The sequence below is a fragment of the Novosphingobium lentum NBRC 107847 genome (genome assembly GCF_001590965.1).
Taxonomy (GTDB): Bacteria; Pseudomonadota; Alphaproteobacteria; order Sphingomonadales; family Sphingomonadaceae; genus Novosphingobium; species Novosphingobium lentum.
Map to the genome: position 1 here is coordinate 120,227 of NZ_BCTW01000001.1, position 18,576 is coordinate 138,802.

17 protein-coding genes are annotated in these 18,576 nt (G+C 67.9%); 10 read left to right on the forward strand and 7 right to left on the reverse strand.

Annotation, left to right across the window (positions count from 1 at the left end; genetic code table 11):
- Window positions 1-82 precede the first annotated feature (82 nt).
- Window positions 83-310: a DUF1192 domain-containing protein gene (locus tag NL2_RS00600; protein WP_068070622.1), complete on the forward strand. Its 228-nt coding sequence runs from the start codon at window positions 83-85 to the stop codon at window positions 308-310.
- A gap of 202 nt (window positions 311-512) precedes the next feature.
- Complete coding sequence (gene clpA, locus NL2_RS00605) at window positions 513-2,891, forward strand: ATP-dependent Clp protease ATP-binding subunit ClpA (protein ID WP_068070624.1); 2,379 nt, start codon at window positions 513-515, stop codon at window positions 2,889-2,891.
- Between the two features lie 108 nt (window positions 2,892-2,999).
- Here the strand turns inward: clpA and NL2_RS00610 are convergent, their stop codons facing one another.
- On the reverse strand, window positions 3,000-3,566 hold the full coding sequence (locus NL2_RS00610; RefSeq protein ID WP_169799443.1) for an EF-hand domain-containing protein: 567 nt from the start codon (window positions 3,564-3,566) through the stop codon (window positions 3,000-3,002).
- A gap of 147 nt (window positions 3,567-3,713) precedes the next feature.
- Here NL2_RS00610 and NL2_RS00615 point away from each other — a divergent pair, with 147 nt between their 5' ends.
- From NL2_RS00615 to NL2_RS00630, 4 genes are all read left to right on the forward strand, one after another.
- On the forward strand, window positions 3,714-4,718 hold the full coding sequence (locus tag NL2_RS00615) for a ligase-associated DNA damage response exonuclease (RefSeq protein WP_068070630.1): 1,005 nt from the start codon (window positions 3,714-3,716) through the stop codon (window positions 4,716-4,718).
- Window positions 4,718-6,313, forward strand: a complete 1,596-nt coding sequence (locus NL2_RS00620) for a cisplatin damage response ATP-dependent DNA ligase (RefSeq protein ID WP_068070632.1) — start codon at window positions 4,718-4,720, stop codon at window positions 6,311-6,313. The genes NL2_RS00615 and NL2_RS00620 overlap by 1 nt, the downstream gene beginning before the upstream one ends.
- A 116-nt stretch (window positions 6,314-6,429) precedes the next feature.
- Window positions 6,430-6,846 carry a group II truncated hemoglobin gene (locus tag NL2_RS00625; protein WP_068070634.1) on the forward strand — a complete coding sequence of 139 codons (417 nt, stop codon included), beginning with the start codon at window positions 6,430-6,432 and terminating at the stop codon, window positions 6,844-6,846.
- 103 nt (window positions 6,847-6,949) lie between these two features.
- Window positions 6,950-8,212 carry a SulP family inorganic anion transporter gene (locus NL2_RS00630; protein ID WP_068070636.1) on the forward strand — a complete coding sequence of 421 codons (1,263 nt, stop codon included), beginning with the start codon at window positions 6,950-6,952 and terminating at the stop codon, window positions 8,210-8,212.
- Here the strand turns inward: NL2_RS00630 and NL2_RS00635 are convergent.
- The 6 genes from NL2_RS00635 to NL2_RS00660 are packed head-to-tail and all read right to left on the reverse strand — an operon-like array spanning window position 8,209 to window position 14,546.
- Window positions 8,209-8,499 carry a DUF167 domain-containing protein gene (locus NL2_RS00635; protein WP_068070639.1) on the reverse strand — a complete coding sequence of 97 codons (291 nt, stop codon included), beginning with the start codon at window positions 8,497-8,499 and terminating at the stop codon, window positions 8,209-8,211. The genes NL2_RS00630 and NL2_RS00635 overlap by 4 nt on opposite strands.
- Window positions 8,480-9,061 (reverse strand): gamma carbonic anhydrase family protein, encoded by a 582-nt coding sequence (locus NL2_RS00640; RefSeq protein ID WP_068070641.1) that lies wholly within the window; start codon window positions 9,059-9,061, stop codon window positions 8,480-8,482. Before NL2_RS00640 ends, NL2_RS00635 begins: the two co-directional genes overlap by 20 nt.
- A 4-nt stretch (window positions 9,062-9,065) precedes the next feature.
- A complete protein-coding gene (locus NL2_RS00645) occupies window positions 9,066-11,306 on the reverse strand; it encodes a fused MFS/spermidine synthase (RefSeq protein WP_068070643.1) in 2,241 nt (746 codons plus the stop codon).
- Entirely contained in the window at window positions 11,303-11,875 is a 573-nt protein-coding gene (locus NL2_RS00650) for a GNAT family N-acetyltransferase (protein WP_068070923.1), read from the reverse strand. Before NL2_RS00650 ends, NL2_RS00645 begins: the two co-directional genes overlap by 4 nt.
- A gap of 20 nt (window positions 11,876-11,895) precedes the next feature.
- Window positions 11,896-12,915 (reverse strand): porphobilinogen synthase, encoded by a 1,020-nt coding sequence (hemB, locus tag NL2_RS00655; protein WP_068070645.1) that lies wholly within the window; start codon window positions 12,913-12,915, stop codon window positions 11,896-11,898.
- Between the two features lie 50 nt (window positions 12,916-12,965).
- Window positions 12,966-14,546 carry a M23 family metallopeptidase gene (locus NL2_RS00660; protein WP_068070647.1) on the reverse strand — a complete coding sequence of 527 codons (1,581 nt, stop codon included), beginning with the start codon at window positions 14,544-14,546 and terminating at the stop codon, window positions 12,966-12,968.
- Window positions 14,547-14,765: 219 nt separating this feature from the next.
- On the opposite strand from NL2_RS00660, the gene NL2_RS00665 reads away from it, so the two are divergent.
- The 4 genes from NL2_RS00665 (at window position 14,766) to NL2_RS00680 (ending at window position 18,425) form a co-directional block, all read left to right on the forward strand.
- A complete protein-coding gene (locus NL2_RS00665; protein ID WP_068070925.1) occupies window positions 14,766-17,324 on the forward strand; it encodes a helicase-related protein in 2,559 nt (852 codons plus the stop codon).
- 27 nt (window positions 17,325-17,351) lie between these two features.
- On the forward strand, window positions 17,352-17,675 hold the full coding sequence (locus NL2_RS00670; protein WP_068070927.1) for an RNA-binding S4 domain-containing protein: 324 nt from the start codon (window positions 17,352-17,354) through the stop codon (window positions 17,673-17,675).
- Window positions 17,672-18,010: a ferredoxin FdxA gene (gene fdxA, locus NL2_RS00675; protein ID WP_068070649.1), complete on the forward strand. Its 339-nt coding sequence runs from the start codon at window positions 17,672-17,674 to the stop codon at window positions 18,008-18,010. Before NL2_RS00670 ends, fdxA begins: the two co-directional genes overlap by 4 nt.
- Before the next feature lie 217 nt (window positions 18,011-18,227).
- On the forward strand, window positions 18,228-18,425 hold the full coding sequence (locus NL2_RS00680) for a hypothetical protein (protein WP_068070651.1): 198 nt from the start codon (window positions 18,228-18,230) through the stop codon (window positions 18,423-18,425).
- Window positions 18,426-18,576: the final 151 nt, after the last annotated feature.

Genomic DNA, 18,576 nt, shown 5'->3' on the forward strand with positions numbered 1-18,576 from the left:
TGCCCCAAGAGCCACATAAATGAAGCCCTAGCCACGCACCCGGTTGACAGCAAGCGTCGCGACGCCAAGATTGTGCACTGCAATGGAAGACGAACTTCCCCGAACCAAGGGCGACGCCGCCACGATGCTGGCAGGCGAATCGCTCGACCGTTACTCGCACGACGAGCTCAACGAACGCATCCAGCTGTGCGAGGCCGAAGTGGTCCGCATCGTCGCCCACCGCGACAAGGCGCAGGCCCACCGCAAGGCGGCCGATGCGTTGTTCGGCCGCGCGCCGGTCGCAGCCGATCCGCCGGACGCGACAATCTGATGATCGTGGCCGCCCTTCAACGCGCCGGGCGGCGTACCTATATTCAGGATGTGTCCCCGCACACCTGTTCGACCCCAGCCAGTTCATCCACCGTTATGGCGGGGGGTTTAACATCTGTTAACCACGTTGGTTTACACCTCCTCAGTGGCGGAAATCTCCGTCATCGGTGAGGACAATCAGGCGCGAGCCGGAAAGAAACCTTATGCCCAGTTTCGCCCAGAGCCTCGAGAAAACGCTGCACGCCGCGCTCGCCAATGCGTCGGAACGCAGCCACGAATACGCGACGCTCGAGCATCTCCTGCTTGCGCTGATCGACGATCCCGACGCCGCGCAGGTCATGCAGGCCTGCGGCGTGGACCTGGGTGACCTGGGCGATGTGGTGCGCCAGTACCTCGACCAGGAATACCAGTCGCTCAAGACCGCCGAAAAGGCCGATCCGCAGCCCACCGCCGGGTTCCAGCGGGTGATCCAGCGTGCGATCCTTCACGTCCAGTCTTCGGGCAAGGACACCGTGACCGGCGCCAACGTGCTGGTCGCGCTGTTCTCCGAACGCGATTCGTATGCGGTTTATTTCCTGCAGCAGCAGGACATGAGCCGGCTCGACGCGGTCAGCTTCATCAGCCACGGCATCGGCAAGGGCGGCCGCCAGGCCGACGGCCGCACCGCCAAGTCCGAGAACGAGACGCCTGCTCCCGAAGAAAAGGCCGAGGCCAAGGGCGGCAACAAGAAGGATTCCGCGCTCGACCAGTTCACCGTCAACCTCAATGAAAAGGCGCTGGCGGGGAAGGTCGATCCGCTGATCGGGCGCGGCCCCGAAGTCGATCGCACGATCCAGATCCTGTGCCGCCGGTCGAAGAACAATCCGCTGTATGTCGGTGATCCCGGCGTGGGCAAGACCGCCATCGCCGAAGGTCTGGCACGCAAGATCGTCGAGGGCGACGTGCCCGAAGTGCTGACCGAAGCGGTCATCTACTCGCTCGACATGGGCGCGCTGCTGGCCGGCACGCGCTATCGCGGCGATTTCGAGGAACGGCTGAAGCAGGTCGTGTCCGAGCTGGAAAAGCTGCCGCACGCGGTGCTGTTCATCGACGAAATCCACACCGTGATCGGTGCCGGTGCGACCAGCGGCGGCGCGATGGACGCGTCCAACCTGCTCAAGCCCGCGCTGTCGGGCGGGACCATCCGTTGCATCGGATCGACCACCTACAAGGAATTCCGCAACCACTTCGAAAAGGACCGCGCATTACTGCGCCGGTTCCAGAAGATCGATGTCAACGAACCGACGATCGAGGATACGATCAAGATCCTGCGTGGCCTGCGCACCGCGTTCGAGGAACACCACAAGGTCAAGTACACGCCCGACGCGATCAAGACCGCGGTCGAACTCTCTGCGCGCTACATCAACGACCGCAAGCTGCCCGACAAGGCGATCGACGTGATCGACGAAGTGGGCGCGATGCAGATGCTGGTGCCGCTGAGCAAGCGCAAGAAGATCATCACCGCGCGCGAGATCGAACAGGTCATCGCGACGATGGCGCGCATCCCGCCCAAGTCGGTCAGTTCGGACGACAAGAAAGTGCTCGAGCATCTCGATCGCGATCTCAAGCGGCTGGTGTTCGGGCAGGATCAGGCGATCCAGCTGCTGTCCAGCGCGATGAAGCTGAGCCGCGCGGGGCTTCGCGATCCCGACAAACCGATCGGCAGCTTCCTGTTTTCCGGCCCCACCGGCGTCGGCAAGACCGAAGTCGCGCGCAGCCTCGCCCAGATCATGGGCATCCCGTTGCAGCGCTTCGACATGTCCGAATACATGGAGCGCCATTCGGTCAGCCGCCTGATCGGCGCGCCTCCGGGCTATGTCGGGTTCGACCAGGGCGGACTGCTCACCGATGCCATCGACCAGCAGCCGCACTGCGTGCTGTTGCTCGACGAAATCGAAAAGGCGCATCCCGACCTGTTCAACATCCTGCTGCAGGTGATGGACAACGGGCGGCTCACCGATCACCACGGCAAGACGGTCGATTTCCGCAATGTCGTGCTGATCATGACCACCAATGCCGGCGCATCGGACATGGCGCGCAACGGCATCGGGTTCGGCGACGTGTCGAAAGCGGATGCGGGTGACGAGGCGGTCAAGCGCCTGTTCACCCCCGAATTCCGCAACCGGCTCGATGCGATCGTCCCGTTCGCCTACCTCGGCACCGAAGTCGTCAGCCGCGTGGTCGACAAGTTCATCCTCCAGCTCGAACTGCAGCTGGCCGAACAGAACGTCCACATCCAGTTCGACAGCGAAGCGCGCAACTGGCTGGCGACCAAGGGTTACGACCGGATGTACGGCGCGCGGCCGATGGCGCGGCTGATCCAGGAAAAGGTCAAGCAACCGCTGGCCGAGGAACTGCTGTTCGGCAAGCTGGCGCATGGCGGCGAAGTCCACGTCAGCCTGAAGGAGGGCGACGGCATCGAAACCGCGCTGGCGTTCGAGCTGACGCCTGCCCCGCCCAAGCTGGTCAAGAAGAAGGCGGCCAAGAAGCCCAAGCGCAACACCGCCGCGCAACCCGATACCGACGAGACCGGGACCGAATAGGCCCCGCCCTTGGCGGACAACGAAAAACCCCGCTTCCGCTCAGGCGGCGGCGGGGTTTTTCATGGGTCGGCGGCTAGTGCGGACTTTCGTCGCGCTGCGGACAGTCGGTTACTTGTGAACCGGGCTGGCAGAAGCCGAGGGGGCCGCCGGCGTCACATCCGCATCGGCTGGATTGTCGGGGTTGGCGGCATTCCATTCGGCCTTGTCGATCACGCCGTCCTGGTTGGTGTCCATCTTGTCGAACGCGGCATTGGCCGACGCCATCCATTCGCTGAGCGTCAGCTTGCCGTCGTTGTCGCTGTCGGCCGCCGCCACCAGCGCCTGCGAGGACACGGCCTTGCTGCGGCCCATCGCGGTGCGCGCCGCGTCGACTTCGGCGACGTTGACCGTGCCATCGTGATCGGCGTCCATCATCTGGAACATGGTTTGTGCCGCGCGGGCATATTCGGCCGAGGTGATCCGCCCGTCGCCATCGGTGTCCTTGCCGGCAAAACTGGCGAGCGGCTTGGCCACCGCAGGGTTGGCAGTGGCCGACGGCACGGATGGCGCGACCATGGGCGCGGCGGCGGCGGTTGCGCTGTCGTCAGGGCCGGTCTCCTTGCCCGTGCAGGCGCCGAGCGCAAGAATCGCGAGCGCGACGGCGCACGCCCGTGCGAGATGATCAGACTTCGACATTGCCATCCAGTTCGCCATCCCGCCCCCGGGACTGCCCCGTTTTCACTTTGAAAGCCCAGCCTAACGGGTTTGCCCTTGCGCGCAATGGCTTTGCCGTAAGGGATAGCCGCTGGAACGATTCGCCGCCCCGAAAGATTGCATGCCACGATGATCGCCGATTTCGCGTGGATCCGGCCCGAGCCGATGGGCCTGCATATCGTCCCCGCCGACGCGTGGATCGATCCGGCGCGCGCCGTGGACACCGCGCTGGTGACCCACGGCCATGCCGATCACGCGCGCGGCGGCCACGGCACCACCATCGCCACCCCCGCAACGCTGGCGATCATGGCGGTGCGCTATGCCACCGAAGCGGGCGCGATCCCGGTCGCCTATGGCGAGAGCATCGCGTTGCCCGGCGCGGTCACTGCCACGTTCATTCCCGCCGGGCATGTGCTGGGATCGGCGCAGATCCTGCTTGAGCACGCCGGCGAGCGGGTGGTGGTGACCGGCGACTACAAACGCCGCGCCGATCCGACTTGCCCACCGTTCGAGGTCACCCCGTGCGACTTGTTCATCACCGAGGCGACGTTCGGCCTGCCGGTGTTCCGTCATCCGCCGATCGCGCAGGAGATCGCCAAGCTGCTGGCCGCCCGCGCTGCCAACCCCGCGCGCTGCGTGCTGGTCGGCGCCTATGCGCTGGGCAAGGCGCAACGCGTGATCGCCGAACTGCGCGCCGCCGGATACCGCGATCCGATCTACCTCCACGGCGCGATGGAGCGGATGTGCCGGCTCTACGAGGAGCTGGGCGTCGATCTGGGCGACTTGCGACTGATGGCCGACGTGCCCAAGGCGAGCCTAGAGGGCCAGATCGTGGTGTGCCCGCCGTCGGCGCTCAACGACCGCTGGAGCCGCCGCCTGCCCGACCCGATCACCGCGATGGCATCGGGCTGGATGCGCGTGCGCCAGCGCGCGGTGCAGAAGAACGTCGAACTGCCGCTGGTGATTTCCGACCATGCCGACTGGGACGAACTGACCCGCACGATCGAGGAGGTCAACCCGGCCGAAAGCTGGATCACCCATGGCCGCGAGGAAGCGCTGCTGCGTTGGTGCGAACTGCACCAGCGGCGCGCCCGCGCGCTGGCGCTGGTCGGTTACGAGGATGAGGACGACTGATGGAGCGCTTTGCCGCCCTCGTCGACAGCCTGGTCTACACGCGCTCGCGCAACGCCAAGCTGGCGTTGATCGCCACCTATCTGCGCGAGATGCCCGATCCCGATCGCGGCTGGGCGCTGGCAGCGCTGACCGACGGTATCGATTTCCCGGCGGTCAAGGCCTCGACCATCCGCAACCTGCTGACCGAGCGGGTCGATCCGGTGCTGTACACGCTGAGCCGCGACTACGTGGGCGATACCGCCGAGACGGCGAGCCTGCTGTGGCCCGAACCGCTCGCACCCGTCGCCCTTCCGCCCACGGTCGCCGAGGCGGTGGCCGAACTCCGCGCCATGACCCGCGCCACCGCCGCGCGCGAACTGGCCGGGCTGCTCGACCGGCTCGATGCCAATGGGCGTTACGCGCTGCTCAAGCTGGCGACAGGCGCGATGCGCATCGGCATTTCGGCGCGGCTGGCCAAAGTGGCGTTCGCGCAGGCGTTCGGCGTGAGCATCGACGATGTCGAGGAATACTGGCACGGTCAGGCGTCGCCCTACCTGCCGCTGTTCGCGTGGGCCGCCGAAGGCGCGCCGCCGCCGCGCACCGACCAACTGCCGCTGTTCCGCCCGTTCATGCTCGCGCATCCGCTGGACGAGACGGTGGTCGATATGGCCGAATACGTGGCTGAGTGGAAATGGGACGGCATTCGCGTGCAGCTGGTCCACGTCGCGGGCGAAACGCGGGTGTTTTCGCGCAGCGGCGACGACATTTCCGGCACGTTTCCCGAGATCGCTGCCGCGCTGCCGATCGACGCGGTGCTCGACGGCGAGCTGCTGGTGCGCGGCGCGCATCAGGGCGGCGAAGCAGGCGGCGCGGCCAGTTTCAACGCGCTGCAGCAGCGGCTGGGGCGCAAGGCGGTGTCGAAAAAGATGCTGGCCGAATATCCCGCGTTCGTCCGGCTTTACGACATCCTGATCGACGAGGGCGAGGACGTGCGCAGCTGGGCGTGGGAGCAGCGCCGCGCGAAGCTCGAAGCGTTCGTGCCCCGGCTCGATCCCGCCCGGTTCGATCTCAGCCAGGTGGTCGTCGCCGAAAGCCTGGTGGACCTCGCCGCGATCCGCGAACGGGCGCGCGACGATGCGATCGAGGGGGTAATGCTGAAACGGCGCGACAGCCCCTATGTTGCCGGACGGCGCACCGGGCTGTGGTACAAATGGAAGCGCGATCCGCTGCTGATCGATTGCGTGCTGATGTACGCGCAGCGCGGCAGCGGCAAGCGGTCATCGTTCTATTCGGACTTCACCTTCGGCTGCTGGGACGGCGATCCCGATGCGGGTGCGGAGTTGCTGCCGGTGGGCAAGGCCTATTTCGGGTTCACCGACGAGGAGCTGAAATGGCTCGACCACTACGTGCGCCAGCACACCGTCAACCGCTTCGGTCCGGTGCGCGAGACCGATCGCAGCCTGGTGTTCGAGGTGGCGTTCGATTCGATCCACGCCAGCAAGCGCCACAAGTCCGGCGTGGCTATGCGCTTTCCCCGGATCAGCCGCATCCGCCGCGACAAGCCCGCGCATGAGGCCGACCGGCTCGATACACTGAAAGCCCTGATCGCGGACTGAGCGGCCCGGATTGAACGGCCCAAATTGAACGGGAGGGATTGATCTGCATCAATGCCGCTGGCGCGATGCACGCCTAGCGACAAGGCTCGCAATCCTGCCTGCCGGAGACGCCTGCCGTGGCCACGACCGCCCCCGAACGATCACACGACGCACCGCCCGCCACGCCGTTCGAGCGGATCGGCGGCCATGCCGGGCTGAAAGCCATCGTCGAGCGGTTCTACGACCTGATGGACAGCGATCCGGCTTATGCGCCGCTGCGCGCCATGCACGCGCCCGACCTCGCGCCGATGCGCCACTCGCTCGCGTCGTTCCTTGCCGGCTGGTCGGGCGGCCCGCGCGCCTGGTGGGACGCCAACCCCGGCAAGTGCATGATGAGCGCGCATTCGGGCTTCGCGATCGACCGCGCGGTCGCGGATCAATGGGCCGAGGCGATGCGCCGCGCGATCACCGATGCAGCGCCAGCGGATCGCGAGATTGCCGATGCGATGGGCGACGTGCTCGTCCGCATGGCCAAGGGCATGGCGCGCGGTTGAACGCATACGTGCCCGATCAGGGCTTCGCGCCTTGACCTGAGCCGTTTGCGCGCCGCAAAACTCCGGCAAGCGGGAGCGCCGTTCGCTCGCGTCGGGATATCCGATGAAACCCAAATTGCTGACCACACTGCGCACGTATTCGCGGCCGGAGTTCCTCGCCGATCTCGGCGGCGGGATCACCGTAGCAATGGTCGCGATCCCGCTCAGCATCGCCATTGCCATCGCCTCGGGCGCGCCGCCCGCGACGGGGCTGATCACCGCGATCGTCGGCGGGTTCATGATCTCGCTGCTGGGTGGCAGCCGCGTGCAGATCGGCGGACCGACCGGCGCGTTCATCGTCGTGGTCTATGGCGTGATCGCGCGCCACGGTTACGATGGGCTGGTGCTGGCGACGCTGATGGCGGGCGCGATCCTGGTGATCGCCGGGCTGCTGCGCGCGGGCAACCTCATCGCGTTCGTGCCCGAACCGGTGGTCGATGGGTTCACCATCGGCATCGCGATCATCATCGGCACCAGCCAGTTAAACGATTTCCTTGGGCTGGGTGTCGCCAAAGTACCCGCCGCGTTCCTCCAGAAGATCCCCGCGCTGTGGGCAGCGCGCCACGCGCTCGACGCCCCATCGCTGGGGATCGGGCTGGGCGCGATGGTGCTGATCGTGGCGTTGCGCCGGGCGTTTCCGCGCCTGCCGGGGCTGATCGTAGCGATGGCGCTGGCGTCGCTGGCGGTCGCGCTGCTGAAGCTGCCGGTCGACACCATTGCCTCGCGGTATGGCGCCTTGCCCGCGCACCTGCCGCTGCCCGCGCTGCCTGCGATCTCGCTGGCCAAGTGCGCCGCGCTGCTGCCCTCGGCGTTCACCATCGCCTTCCTCGCCGCGATCGAATCGCTGCTGTCAGCCATGGTCGCCGACCGGATGATCGGCAGCAGCCACCGCTCGAACGCCGAAGTCATGGCGCAAGGCTGGGCCAACATCGCTTCGGCGCTGTTCGGCGGATTGCCTGCGACCGGCGCAATCGCGCGCACCGCCACCAACATCCGCGCGGGCGGGAAAACGCCGGTGGCCGGGCTGATCCATGCCGTGGCAATCCTGCTGGTGATGATGGTCGCCGCACCGCTGGCCGGATACCTCGCCATGCCCGCGCTCGCCGCGCTGCTGCTGGTCACCGCGTGGAACATGAGCGAACCCGCCAAGTGGCACGAGCGGCTGGCGGCATCGTGGCCCGACAAGCTGCTGCTGGTGGTGACGCTGGCGCTGACCGTGCTGGCCGACCTGACCGTGGCGATCGGCGTGGGCGTCGCGCTGGGGCTGGCGATTCGCTTCGCCCGACCCGGTGGCAAATCCGCGACGTTGTCTGGGCCGAAGCCTTAGTCCGGCAGCATCGGAATCCGCAGCAGCTTCTCGCGCGAAGTTGCGCCGCGCAACATTTCGACGTGGCTCGGGGCTATGCCGAGCGCGGCGGCGACGAGCGCGATCACAGCCTCGGTCGCCTTGCCGTCCTCTGGCTTGGCGCGGACTTTGACCTGCACCCGGCCGTCCACGATCGTGACGCTTTCACTGCGTGCACCGGGCGTGACCCGCACCGCCAGCCGTCCATCGGCATCGGCCAGCGCGCGGATCGCCGGCGCGGGCGCGAGGTCAACCCTGGGCCGAGCCAAGGGCGGCTTCGGCCAGCGCGGCTTTGTGCGCGCGGCCGTTCTCGACGTAGTGCGCCACGCCGATCTGCATCCCGGCCAGCGCCTTTTCGGGCAGGTCGCGCAGGAACGTGGCGGGGCGGCCCGCCCAGAGCTGTTTCGCCGCCATGCGCTTGCCACCGGTGAGCATCGCCCCCGCCGCCAGCATCGCGTCGCTTTCGATATGCGCGCCGCTCATCACGATCGCGCCGAGGCCGACAAAGCCGCGATCCTCGATCGTGCAGCCGTGGATCATCGCCATGTGGCCGACCAGCACATCCTCACCGATCAGCGTGGGATAGCCTTCGGGGCGGCCCGGATCGGGGCTGTCGCAGTGGATCACCGTGCCGTCCTGGATATTGGTGCGCGCGCCGATGCGGATGAAGTTCACATCGGCGCGGATCACGCAGTTGTACCAGATGGATACGTCCGGCCCGATCTCGACATCGCCGATGATGCGGCAGCCCGGCGCGATGAACGCGCTGTCGTGGATGCGCGGGGTCTTGCCGTGAATGGCGGCGATCGTGATGTCGGGTCGGTCGGTCATATGTTCAGATGCCTATCAGCTTGTTCCAGCGGATATAAGGGAGGATCGAGGCGCGATCGTCGGTCCAGGCGCGCGGGGCGGTGCGTTCGGGCAGATGCCACGACGCGGCGGGATCGGTGCGGGTGAGGGCCGACAGGCGCCCGGGATCGCGGGACAGCGCGATCCAGATCGACGGCGTGGTGCCTTGCGCGGTCATTGCCTCGGGCAAGGGCCGGTCCAGCCGCACGGCGGCGGTCATGCCTTGCGCCCGGGCGAGCGCGGCCACCGCCGGTTCGAGATCGATGTAGCGGTTGGACACGTGGACCATCAGCACGCCGTGCGGGGCCAGCGCGCGGCCATAGATCGCAAACGCCTCACGCGTCAGCAGGTGCAAGGGAATCGCGTCGGACGAAAACGCGTCGATCGCCAGCAGGTCGAAGCTGGCGGGCGCGACTTTGTCCAGCTCGATCCGCGCGTCGCCCAGCCGGATATGCGCATCGGGCGCGCAATCGTCGAGGAAGGTGAAGTGATGCTGCACCTTCGACAGCGCGACAACCGCAGGATCGATCTCGAAATAGGTCCAGTCCTGCCCCGGCAGCTTGTAACAGGCGAGCGTCGCGGTGCCGAGCCCGACCACCCCGACGCGCGCATCGGGTGCGGCATTGGCCATGGCCAGCCCGATGCCCGACTGCGCGCCGTAATAAGTCGTCGGCTGGCGACGGCGCGCGGCGTCGGTGAACTGCATGCCGTGCAGCGTGGTGCCGTGCGCCAGCGTGCGCTGGTGGTTCGCGGGGTCATCGCGCACGGTGTAGATGCCGAAATAGCTGCGCGTGCGCAGGCCCGACAGGCTGGTCTCGATCGTATCCACCCCGCCGCGCGCCAGCATCATGATCAGCACGATGGCGACGAACGCGGGCCGCACGCCCAGCACCATGATCCCGCAGAACGTCAGTCCCAGCGTCAGGGCCAGCACGATCAGGCCTTCGCGATAGGGATCGAGCGGCGCCATTTGCTGCCCCAGGAACAGCGCGAACAGCAGCAGCGCCCCCAGCGTCATCCGGCGCATCGCGGGCGAAATATCGGGCATCGCCATCCAGCCGAGCGGCGGCCGTTGCGGCAGCAGCAGCGCGGCGGCGATCACCAGCACCGGGTGTTCCCACACCCAGTCGAACAGCACCGGCGCGAGCAGCGCGCAAAACAGCCCGCCGAGCACCCCGCCCGCGCTCATCACCAGATAGAACAGCGTCAGCTGGCCGGGCGCGGGGCGCGTCGCGTGAAGCTGCGCGTGCAGCGCGACCGACACCGCGAACAACAACAGCACGGCCGCCAGCCCTTCGGTCAGCGTACCGGCGCTGCGCGTGTTCATCGCCAGGCTGCCCGCCAGCAACAGGATCACCGGGGCGATGCCGGTCACCATGTCGGCCAGCGTGCGGTTTTCGGCAAACGCCACGCTGAAGCTCAGCAGGTACAGCCCCAGCGGGATCACCCACAGCAGCGGCATTGCGAAAATGTCGGTGGTGAGGTGCGTGGTGGTCGATAGCATCAGCCCCGACGGCACCGCCGCCAGCGCCAGCCACAGCACGATGCGGCGCGCAGGGACAGGCGTGTCGGCGGAACGTGCCCGCACCGGTGCGGCGGCGGTTGTCGCGACCCCGCGCCGCGCCAGCGCCGCCAGCACGATCAGCACCACCAGCGCGCCGTAGCCGATGCTCCACGCCCATTCCTGCGCGTGCAGCGGCATCAGTGGTTCGACCAGCAACGGGTATGACAGCAGGCCGGCAAAACTGCCGAGGTTCGACGCGGCATAGAGCGCCCACGGCTCACCCGCCCCCGGATGCGCCGCGAACCAGCGCTGCATCAGCGGGGCTTGTGCTGAAACCATGAAGAACACCGGGCCGATCGAGGCGGCGAACAGCAGCGGCACCCACAGCGCCTCTGTCCCCGCGCGCGGCGGGGCAAGCGCGGCCAGATGCACCGGCAGCGTCAGCGCGGCCAAGGCCAGCAACGCGAGGTGGATCGTCGCTTGCGTGCGGATCGGCCAGCGCCCCAGCCAGTGCGCATAAGCATATCCGCCCAGCAGCAGCGCCTGATAGACCAGCATCGCGCTGTTCCACACGTTGGGCGATCCGCCCAGCCGGGGCAGCGCGGCGCGCGCCACCATCGGCTGGACCAGAAACAGCAGGAAACTGCCGGTCAGGATCGTGACGACGAACAGCGTTCGCGACACGGGCGGGGCAGCAGACGATGCTGCGGGCGCGGCTTTCATCGGCGCGGCACCGGCCAGTCGGTGCGGTCAAGGCGATAGGTGACATGGCGCAGCAGCGGATCGTCTGCGGTCAGCCTGGGGTGATCGAAATCGAGATCGGGCTGCCAGCGCATCCCCATCCGCTCCATCACCGCGCGACTGCGGCGGTTGTCGACATTGGTGATGGCATAGGCGGCATCATCGGGCAGGTTGGCGAACACCCAGTCCAGCGCGCCGCGCGCGGCCTCGCTGGCAAAGCCGTGACCCCAGCAATCGCTCGCCAGCCGCCAGCCCAGCTCGGCCTTGCCCTCGATCGGGCCGACGCTGCCGCGAATCACGCCGCACCAGCCGATCAGCCGCTGGTCCTCGCGGCGCTCCATCGCCCAGAAGCAATGGCCGTCACGCGCCTGCAGCGCCCGGCAGCGCTCGATCAGCGCGCGGGTTTCCGCCAGATCCATCAACGGACCCAGCGTGGCCATGACCAGCGGGTCGCTGCTGATCGCCTGGAACGGCACGACATCGTCATCGCGCCAGCTACGCAAGTGCAGCCGGGCGGTTTCCACGAACGGCACCGTCGCGGGTCCGGTCATCGGCCCGTTCATCAGCCCGTTCAGGCGCCCAGCAGGCGCGCCGCGTGCGCCGCGTGGTAGGTCAGCACGCCCGAACAGCCCGCGCGCTTGAACGCCAGCAGCGTTTCCAGCACCAGCGCATCGCGCTCACCCGCGCCGGCCGCGACCGCCGCCTCGATCATCGCGTATTCGCCGCTGACCTGATAGGCGAACACCGGCACCGCGAACGCCTCTTTCACCCGGCGAACGATGTCGAGATAGGGCAGGCCCGGCTTGACCATCACGCTGTCGGCACCTTCGGCCAAGTCCATCGCGACTTCGCGCAAGGCTTCTTCGGCATTGCCGGGGTCCATCTGGTACGTGCGCTTGTCACCCTTCAGCAGCCCGCGCGAACCCACCGCATCGCGGAACGGGCCATAGAACGCCGAGGCATATTTGGCGGCGTAGCTCATGATCTGGACGTTGGCATGGCCCGCGCCTTCCAGCGCGGTGCGGATCGCGGCGATGCGCCCGTCCATCATGTCCGACGGGGCGATGATGTCCGCCCCCGCCGCCGCCTGGTTGAGGCTTTGCCCGACCAGCACATCGACCGTATCGTCGTTCAGGACATAGCCTGCCGCATCGACCAGCCCGTCCTGCCCATGGCTGGTATAGGGATCGAGCGCGACGTCGGTGAGCACACCGATCGCATCTCCACAGGCATCGCGGATCGCGCGGATCGCGCGGCACATCAGGTTGTCAGGGTTCAGCGCCTCGCTGCCGGTCGCGTTGCGCAAGCCCGCCTGCGTATTGGGGAACAGCGCCAGGCACGGAATATCCAGCGCGACCGCCTCCTTTGCCCGCGCCGCGATCCCGTCCACCGACCAGCGCGAAACGCCGGGCAGCGAGGCGATCGGATCTTCCACGCCGGTCCCGTCGGTCACGAACAGCGGCCAGATCAGGTCCGCCGGGGTCAGCATCGTCTCGCGGTACATGGCGCGACTCCACGCCGTGGCGCGCGGGCGGCGCAGGCGCGTGGCGGGATAGGCGGCGGCCGCGGCGCGCGGAGGAGTGTGGGTCATGGCCGGGCTTTAATGGCTGTTCCACCGAAGTGGAAGCCGTAGCGCCGCTGTCAGAAACCGGGGCGCTTCACCACAACGCCGGGATGGATCGCCAGCAGTTGCGCCATCTTGGCGCGGAACGCGGACAGCTGGCCGGTATCGACCTGCACCTGCCGCGCCGCGAAGCGCACCGAGTTGGGGTCTACCGTACGCCCGTCGCGGTACAGTTCGTAATGGAGATGCGGCCCGGTCGACAGCCCCGTGGAACCGACATAGCCGATCACCTGTCCGCGGCTGACGCGCGCGCCGGGCGAAACCGCGATCCGGCTCATGTGGCCATAGCCGGTGCCCAGCCCGCCGCTGTGTTCCAGCCGCACATAGTTGCCATGCCCGCCATGTCGCCCGGCAAAGGACACCACGCCATCGTTCATCGCGTAGATCGGCGAACCCCACGGCGCAGCGAAATCGATGCCGGCGTGCATGCGCACGAAACCGAGGATCGGGTGGCGGCGCAGGCCATAGCCCGAGGTGATGTGCGCGCCCGAAACCGGCGCGCCCAGCATGCCGCTGTCCTGCTGCGGCGCGGCAAAGCCCGAAGCCTCGAAGAACCCACCCGACTGGCCCCAGCGCATCAACTGCAGGCGCGGCTTTCCGTCATGTTCCAGCCCGGCGTAGAGCAGTTCGCCCGCTTGGGTTTCCCCCGTCGCGGCGCGGCGGTTGGCGATGACGATGTCGAATTCGTCCGCCGGGTCGATCTGTTCGAACGAGATGTGGTCGTCCAGCGTGCGCAGGTAGTCCTGGATCGCCGACGGCGGCGCCCCGGCGGCGCGCGCCGAGCGATAGAGGCTGGCACCGACGATGCCGCGAATGCGCAATGGCGACGAATCCACCGCAATCGGCGCGCTGCTGAGCGCAAGGCCCGCGCCGCGCCGCTCGATACCAAGCTTGAGATCGAAGCGCGCGCGGAACGACAGTGCGGTCAGCGGGCGCGGACGGTCCTGCTGGCTGCGCTGGCCCAGCGTGATGTCGATGCGCGTGCCGGGCCCGATCTCGCCCAGCGGCACCGCGCCTGCGACCAGCGTCGAAACGCGCGCGGCGTCGTCTGCGCCGACCCCGGCGCGCTGCAGCATGCGGCCGAAGCTGTCGCCTTCGCCCAGCGTCGCGGCGAGTTGGATGGTCGGGCGTTCGGGCGCGGCAGCCAGCGCGATGACCGCGTCGGTTGGCGCCACGTGGCGACCGTTGGCGCTGCCATAGGACAGCGGGCGAACCGCCAGCGTGCGGAATTCGGCGCGCGCATCGGAATCGAGCGCCATCGTCGTGGCAGCTTCGACCGGCGAGAAATCGGGCCACAACGCCAGCGCCACCGCGCCCAGCGCCAGCATCGTCGCCATGCCGCGAAACCAGCGGCGGCTGCCGATATCCTCGGCCAGGTCGGGAACCCAGTCGATATCGCGCAGCCGGGTGTCGAACAGAGAACGCCATTCGCGCCATGACGCGGGGCGGCGGCGGGCGGGTTCGAGAGCAGGATCGACGGCAAGGCTCAGCGCGGGCGCAGGACTGGACGCAGGACCGGGCGCTGCTGCGGACGCGGCATCGGGCCCAGAGCTGGCCATCGTCGCCACCCCGGCCTCACCGGCCCACTGCTCGCGCATCTTCAACAACCGCCCGTCCTTTGCGCCGGACCGCCATCAGGAAGCCCGTATCCTCAAGAGTTGCCGCTCTGCCCTGCACTCGCAAGGTTAATCTTCGGTAAAAGCGGCCCGCATATCGGGCTGCACCATGACGTCATACCGCCACATCATCGCGCAATTCACAGCCTTTGGCCGTGCCATGCCTTGCACCTGCCGCAGCGCGATGCCACATCCATTTGCATGGCCAGCCCCCCTATCGCTGCTTCGCGCAGGGATCCCGGAGACAGGACGATCAAGGCGGTGCTGGGGCCCACCAACACCGGCAAGACCCATCTTGCGATCGAACGGCTCTGCGCTCACTCCAGCGGCGCGATCGGGTTTCCGCTGCGGCTGCTGGCGCGCGAGGTCTATGACCGGGTCTGCGCGATCAAGGGGGTGGAGCGCGTCGCGCTGATCACCGGCGAGGAGCGGATCGAACCCAAGGGCGCGCGCTGGCTGCTATGCACCGCCGAAGCGATGCCGTCGCGCCCCGACCTCGCGTTCGTTGCCCTCGACGAGGCGCAGCTGTCCGCCGACCCCGAGCGCGGGCACATCTTCACCGACCGCCTGCTGAACGCGCGCGGGCGGGAGGAAACGATGCTGCTCGGCTCGGCCACGCTGGCGCCGATGGTGCGCAGCCTGCTGCCCGGCGCGGACATCGTCAGCCGCCCGCGCTTTTCCACGCTGAGCCACGTCGGCGCGAAGAAGCTCAGCCGCATCCCGCCGCGCAGCGCGATCGTCGCGTTTTCGGCCGAGCAGGTCTATGCCATGGCCGAGATGCTGCGCCGGTTCCGCGGCGGCGCGGCGGTGGTGATGGGCGCGCTCTCGCCGCAAACGCGCAACGCCCAGGTCGCGATGTACCAGTCGGGCGAGGTCGATTACCTCGTCGCCACCGATGCCATCGGCATGGGGCTCAACCTCGACATCGACCATGTCGCGTTTGCCGGCCTGTCGAAATACGACGGCCACCGCCAGCGCCGCCTGACCACGGCCGAAATGGCGCAGATCGCGGGGCGCGCCGGGCGTCACCAGCGCGATGGCACGTTCGGCACGCTTGCAGGACTTGGTTCGGCGGGCAGCGGGCGCGATCCCGAATTCACCGACGAGGAAGTCTATGCGATCGAGGAACACCGCTTCGCCCCGCTGACCAAACTCTACTGGCGCGAGGCAGAACCACGCACCGATAGCCTTGGCCTGCTGATCGCCGATCTCGAATCGCCGCCGCCGCTGGACGGGCTGGTGCCCGCGCCCGAAGCGATCGACCTGACCGTGCTCAAGCGGCTGGCCGAAGACCCCGAAATCGCCGCCAGCGTGCGCGGGCATGGCTCGGTCCAGCGGTTCTGGGCGACGTGCTCGCTGCCCGATTTCCGCCAGCACGGCGCGGAAACGCACGCGCGCTTCGTCGCGCGGCTGTGGCAGGACTTGCGTCACGGGACGCTGGGCAACGACTTTGTCGCGCGCGCCATTGCCGAACTCGACAATCCTGCGGGCGATATCGACACGCTGCAGGGGCGCATCGCCGCGATCCGCAGCTGGTCGTACATCGCGCAGCGCCCCGACTGGGTGCTGTCGCGCGACGAGATGGCGGCGCGCGCCCGCGCGGTCGAAACGCGGCTGTCCGATGCGCTGCACGCGCGGCTGACCGAACGTTTCGTCAACCGCCGCACCACCGTGCTGATGCGCAAGACCGGGGTCGATGCCGCGCTGCTGCCGGTGCGGATGGACGAGACCGGCGCCGTGCTGGTCGATGACGAGCCGATCGGGCGGCTGGAGGGCTTCCGCTTCACCGTTGACGGCATGGCGCGCGCCGCCGACCGCAAGCTGCTGCTCGCCGCCGCCGACCGCCACTTGCCCGCGTTGATCGAACAGCGCGCCGCCGCGCTGGCCGCCGCCGCCGCTGCGGATGACCCGACGCTGGCGCTCGAGGGCGAATCGATCGCGTGGCAAGGGCTGGCCGTCTCCCGGCTCGAGCGCGGGCGCACCATGCTCGAGCCCAAGCTGAAGCTCGATCCCGCGCTCGACCGGCTGGCCCCGCCGCGCCGCATCGCGCTGGCTGCCGCGCTGCAGGACTGGATCGACCGTCGCGCCACACGGCCACTGGCACCGTTGCGGAGCCTTGCCATGGCCAGTCGCGATCCCGCAGCGGGCGCGGACTTGCGCGCGTTGCTGCTCCACCTGCTCGACGCCGGCGGGGTGTTGCCGCGCGAGGCATCGGGGCTGGAGCGGCTCGACGGTGCGCAGCGTGAGGCCCTGCGGCGGCTTGGGGTCAGGATCGGCGCGCTCGACGTGTTCGTGCCGCAGGCGCTGCGGCCCGCCGCGATGGCCGAATGGAGCCGGCTCGCGTCGATATGGGGGCTGGCGCATCTGCCCCCGCCGTCGGCGATGCCGCCGATCGCGCCCGAGGGCCGCGTCGCGCCGGGTTACCGGCGCTGCGGGGCGCAGGCCGTGCGAGTGGATCTGGCCGAGAAGCTGCTCCATGCCGCGCACCGCGTGCGGGTGGCGAGCGGGCGTCGCTTCGTGCTCGATCCCGGGGCGGCGCGTTCGATGGGACTGACCACTGCCGGCTATGCCGCGTTGCTGCGCGCTGCCGGCTTTCATGCCCATCCGCCGCGAAGCCTGGCGCAAGGCGAGTACGGGCCGCCCACGCCGCCGCTGTGGCAGTGGCGTCCGCCGCGCCCGCCCGCGCCTCCACCGGCCATGCGCGTGATCGTGCCGCCGACAACGGGCGCATTCGCGGCGCTGTCGGGGTGGGGTCGCTGAATGCGGTGGAAACGCTGAATGCAGGGCATGCGGATCGACCGGTTGCTGTGGTTCCTGCGACTGGCCAGGACGCGCAGCATCGCGCAGCAATGGGCTGCCGCCGGTCACATCCGGCTCAACGGGCGGCGAATCGAGCGGGCCGCGCAAACGGTCGCGATGGGCGACGTGATGGTGATTCCGATCGGCGCCAGCGTGCGCGTTATCGAGCTTCTGGCCATCCCCGCACGGCGCGGACCGCCCGCCGAAGCACAGGCTTGTTACCGCCGGCTTGACGAGACGCTTGACGATTTGGCTGCTTCACCTCTAGCACCCGGTCAAACAGACCAGCCTGAGGGACCTTCGCTGCCATGACTTATGTTGTCACCGACGCCTGCATCAAGTGCAAGTATATGGATTGCGTCGAGGTATGCCCCGTCGACTGCTTCTACGAAGGCGAGAACATGCTCGTCATCAACCCCAGCGAATGCATCGATTGCGGCGTGTGCGAGCCCGAATGCCCGGCCGAGGCGATCCTGCCCGACACCGAGAGCGGGCTGGAGCAGTGGCTGGAACTGAACACCAAGTTTTCGGCCGAATGGCCCAACCTCACCACCAAGAAGGAATCGCCGGCCGACGCCGACGAGCACAAGGGCGAGGACGGCAAGTTCGACAAGTACTTCTCGGCCGAACCCGGCGAGGGCGACTGACAACAGTCGAACGGATCGCAAGCGTTGCGATCCGCCACTTCATCAATTCTTGGTTAACGATTGGTTCAATGCGGACCCGTCTTTAATCGACTCCGGACCAATATTCGTGTCATTCCTTTGCCCGGAACAGGCAAAGTGAGCGACACTTGTGTTAACGGCCGTCTTGATGTTCTGTGCGATTTCGGCAGCTGCTTGCGGCGGATTTATTTGCGCGTCCGTGCTCACCGCAGCTAAAATCGACGATTTGCACATCGCCAACGCTGCGTTGAAACGCCAGCTGGCGGAATTGCACGCAGGCGTAGCCGCCACACGCGGTGGTCCCGCGTTCCACCCGTTTGCCGGGCCCGGCCCCGAACGGACCGCCAGCGCCGCTGCAGAACCCGCCGTACAGGACTATACGCTGCTCGTTTCGTGATCGGGTGATGCTGCTGGGCGGCCGGGTTTCGGGTCGCGCTGGAATGCTCCGATCCGGCTGGCCAAAACGACCAGCAATGCGAGGTCTGGTAATTTTATTGCGGAAGTGTTATATCCCCTGTCAAGCGTGAGCGGGCTTGATTTTCAGTCGC

Coding starts and splice junctions, on each gene's coding strand:
- NL2_RS00600 (WP_068070622.1), top strand. CDS start 83: ATGGAAGACGAACTTCCCCGAACCAAGGGCGACGCCGCCACGATGCTG.
- clpA (WP_068070624.1), top strand. CDS start 513: ATGCCCAGTTTCGCCCAGAGCCTCGAGAAAACGCTGCACGCCGCGCTC.
- NL2_RS00610 (WP_169799443.1), bottom strand. CDS start 3,566: ATGTCGAAGTCTGATCATCTCGCACGGGCGTGCGCCGTCGCGCTCGCG.
- NL2_RS00615 (WP_068070630.1), top strand. CDS start 3,714: ATGATCGCCGATTTCGCGTGGATCCGGCCCGAGCCGATGGGCCTGCAT.
- NL2_RS00620 (WP_068070632.1), top strand. CDS start 4,718: ATGGAGCGCTTTGCCGCCCTCGTCGACAGCCTGGTCTACACGCGCTCG.
- NL2_RS00630 (WP_068070636.1), top strand. CDS start 6,950: ATGAAACCCAAATTGCTGACCACACTGCGCACGTATTCGCGGCCGGAG.
- NL2_RS00640 (WP_068070641.1), bottom strand. CDS start 9,061: ATGACCGACCGACCCGACATCACGATCGCCGCCATTCACGGCAAGACC.
- NL2_RS00645 (WP_068070643.1), bottom strand. CDS start 11,306: ATGAAAGCCGCGCCCGCAGCATCGTCTGCTGCCCCGCCCGTGTCGCGA.
- NL2_RS00650 (WP_068070923.1), bottom strand. CDS start 11,875: ATGACCGGACCCGCGACGGTGCCGTTCGTGGAAACCGCCCGGCTGCAC.
- hemB (WP_068070645.1), bottom strand. CDS start 12,915: ATGACCCACACTCCTCCGCGCGCCGCGGCCGCCGCCTATCCCGCCACG.
- NL2_RS00660 (WP_068070647.1), bottom strand. CDS start 14,546: ATGCGCGAGCAGTGGGCCGGTGAGGCCGGGGTGGCGACGATGGCCAGC.
- NL2_RS00665 (WP_068070925.1), top strand. CDS start 14,766: ATGGCCAGCCCCCCTATCGCTGCTTCGCGCAGGGATCCCGGAGACAGG.
- NL2_RS00670 (WP_068070927.1), top strand. CDS start 17,352: ATGCGGATCGACCGGTTGCTGTGGTTCCTGCGACTGGCCAGGACGCGC.
- fdxA (WP_068070649.1), top strand. CDS start 17,672: ATGACTTATGTTGTCACCGACGCCTGCATCAAGTGCAAGTATATGGAT.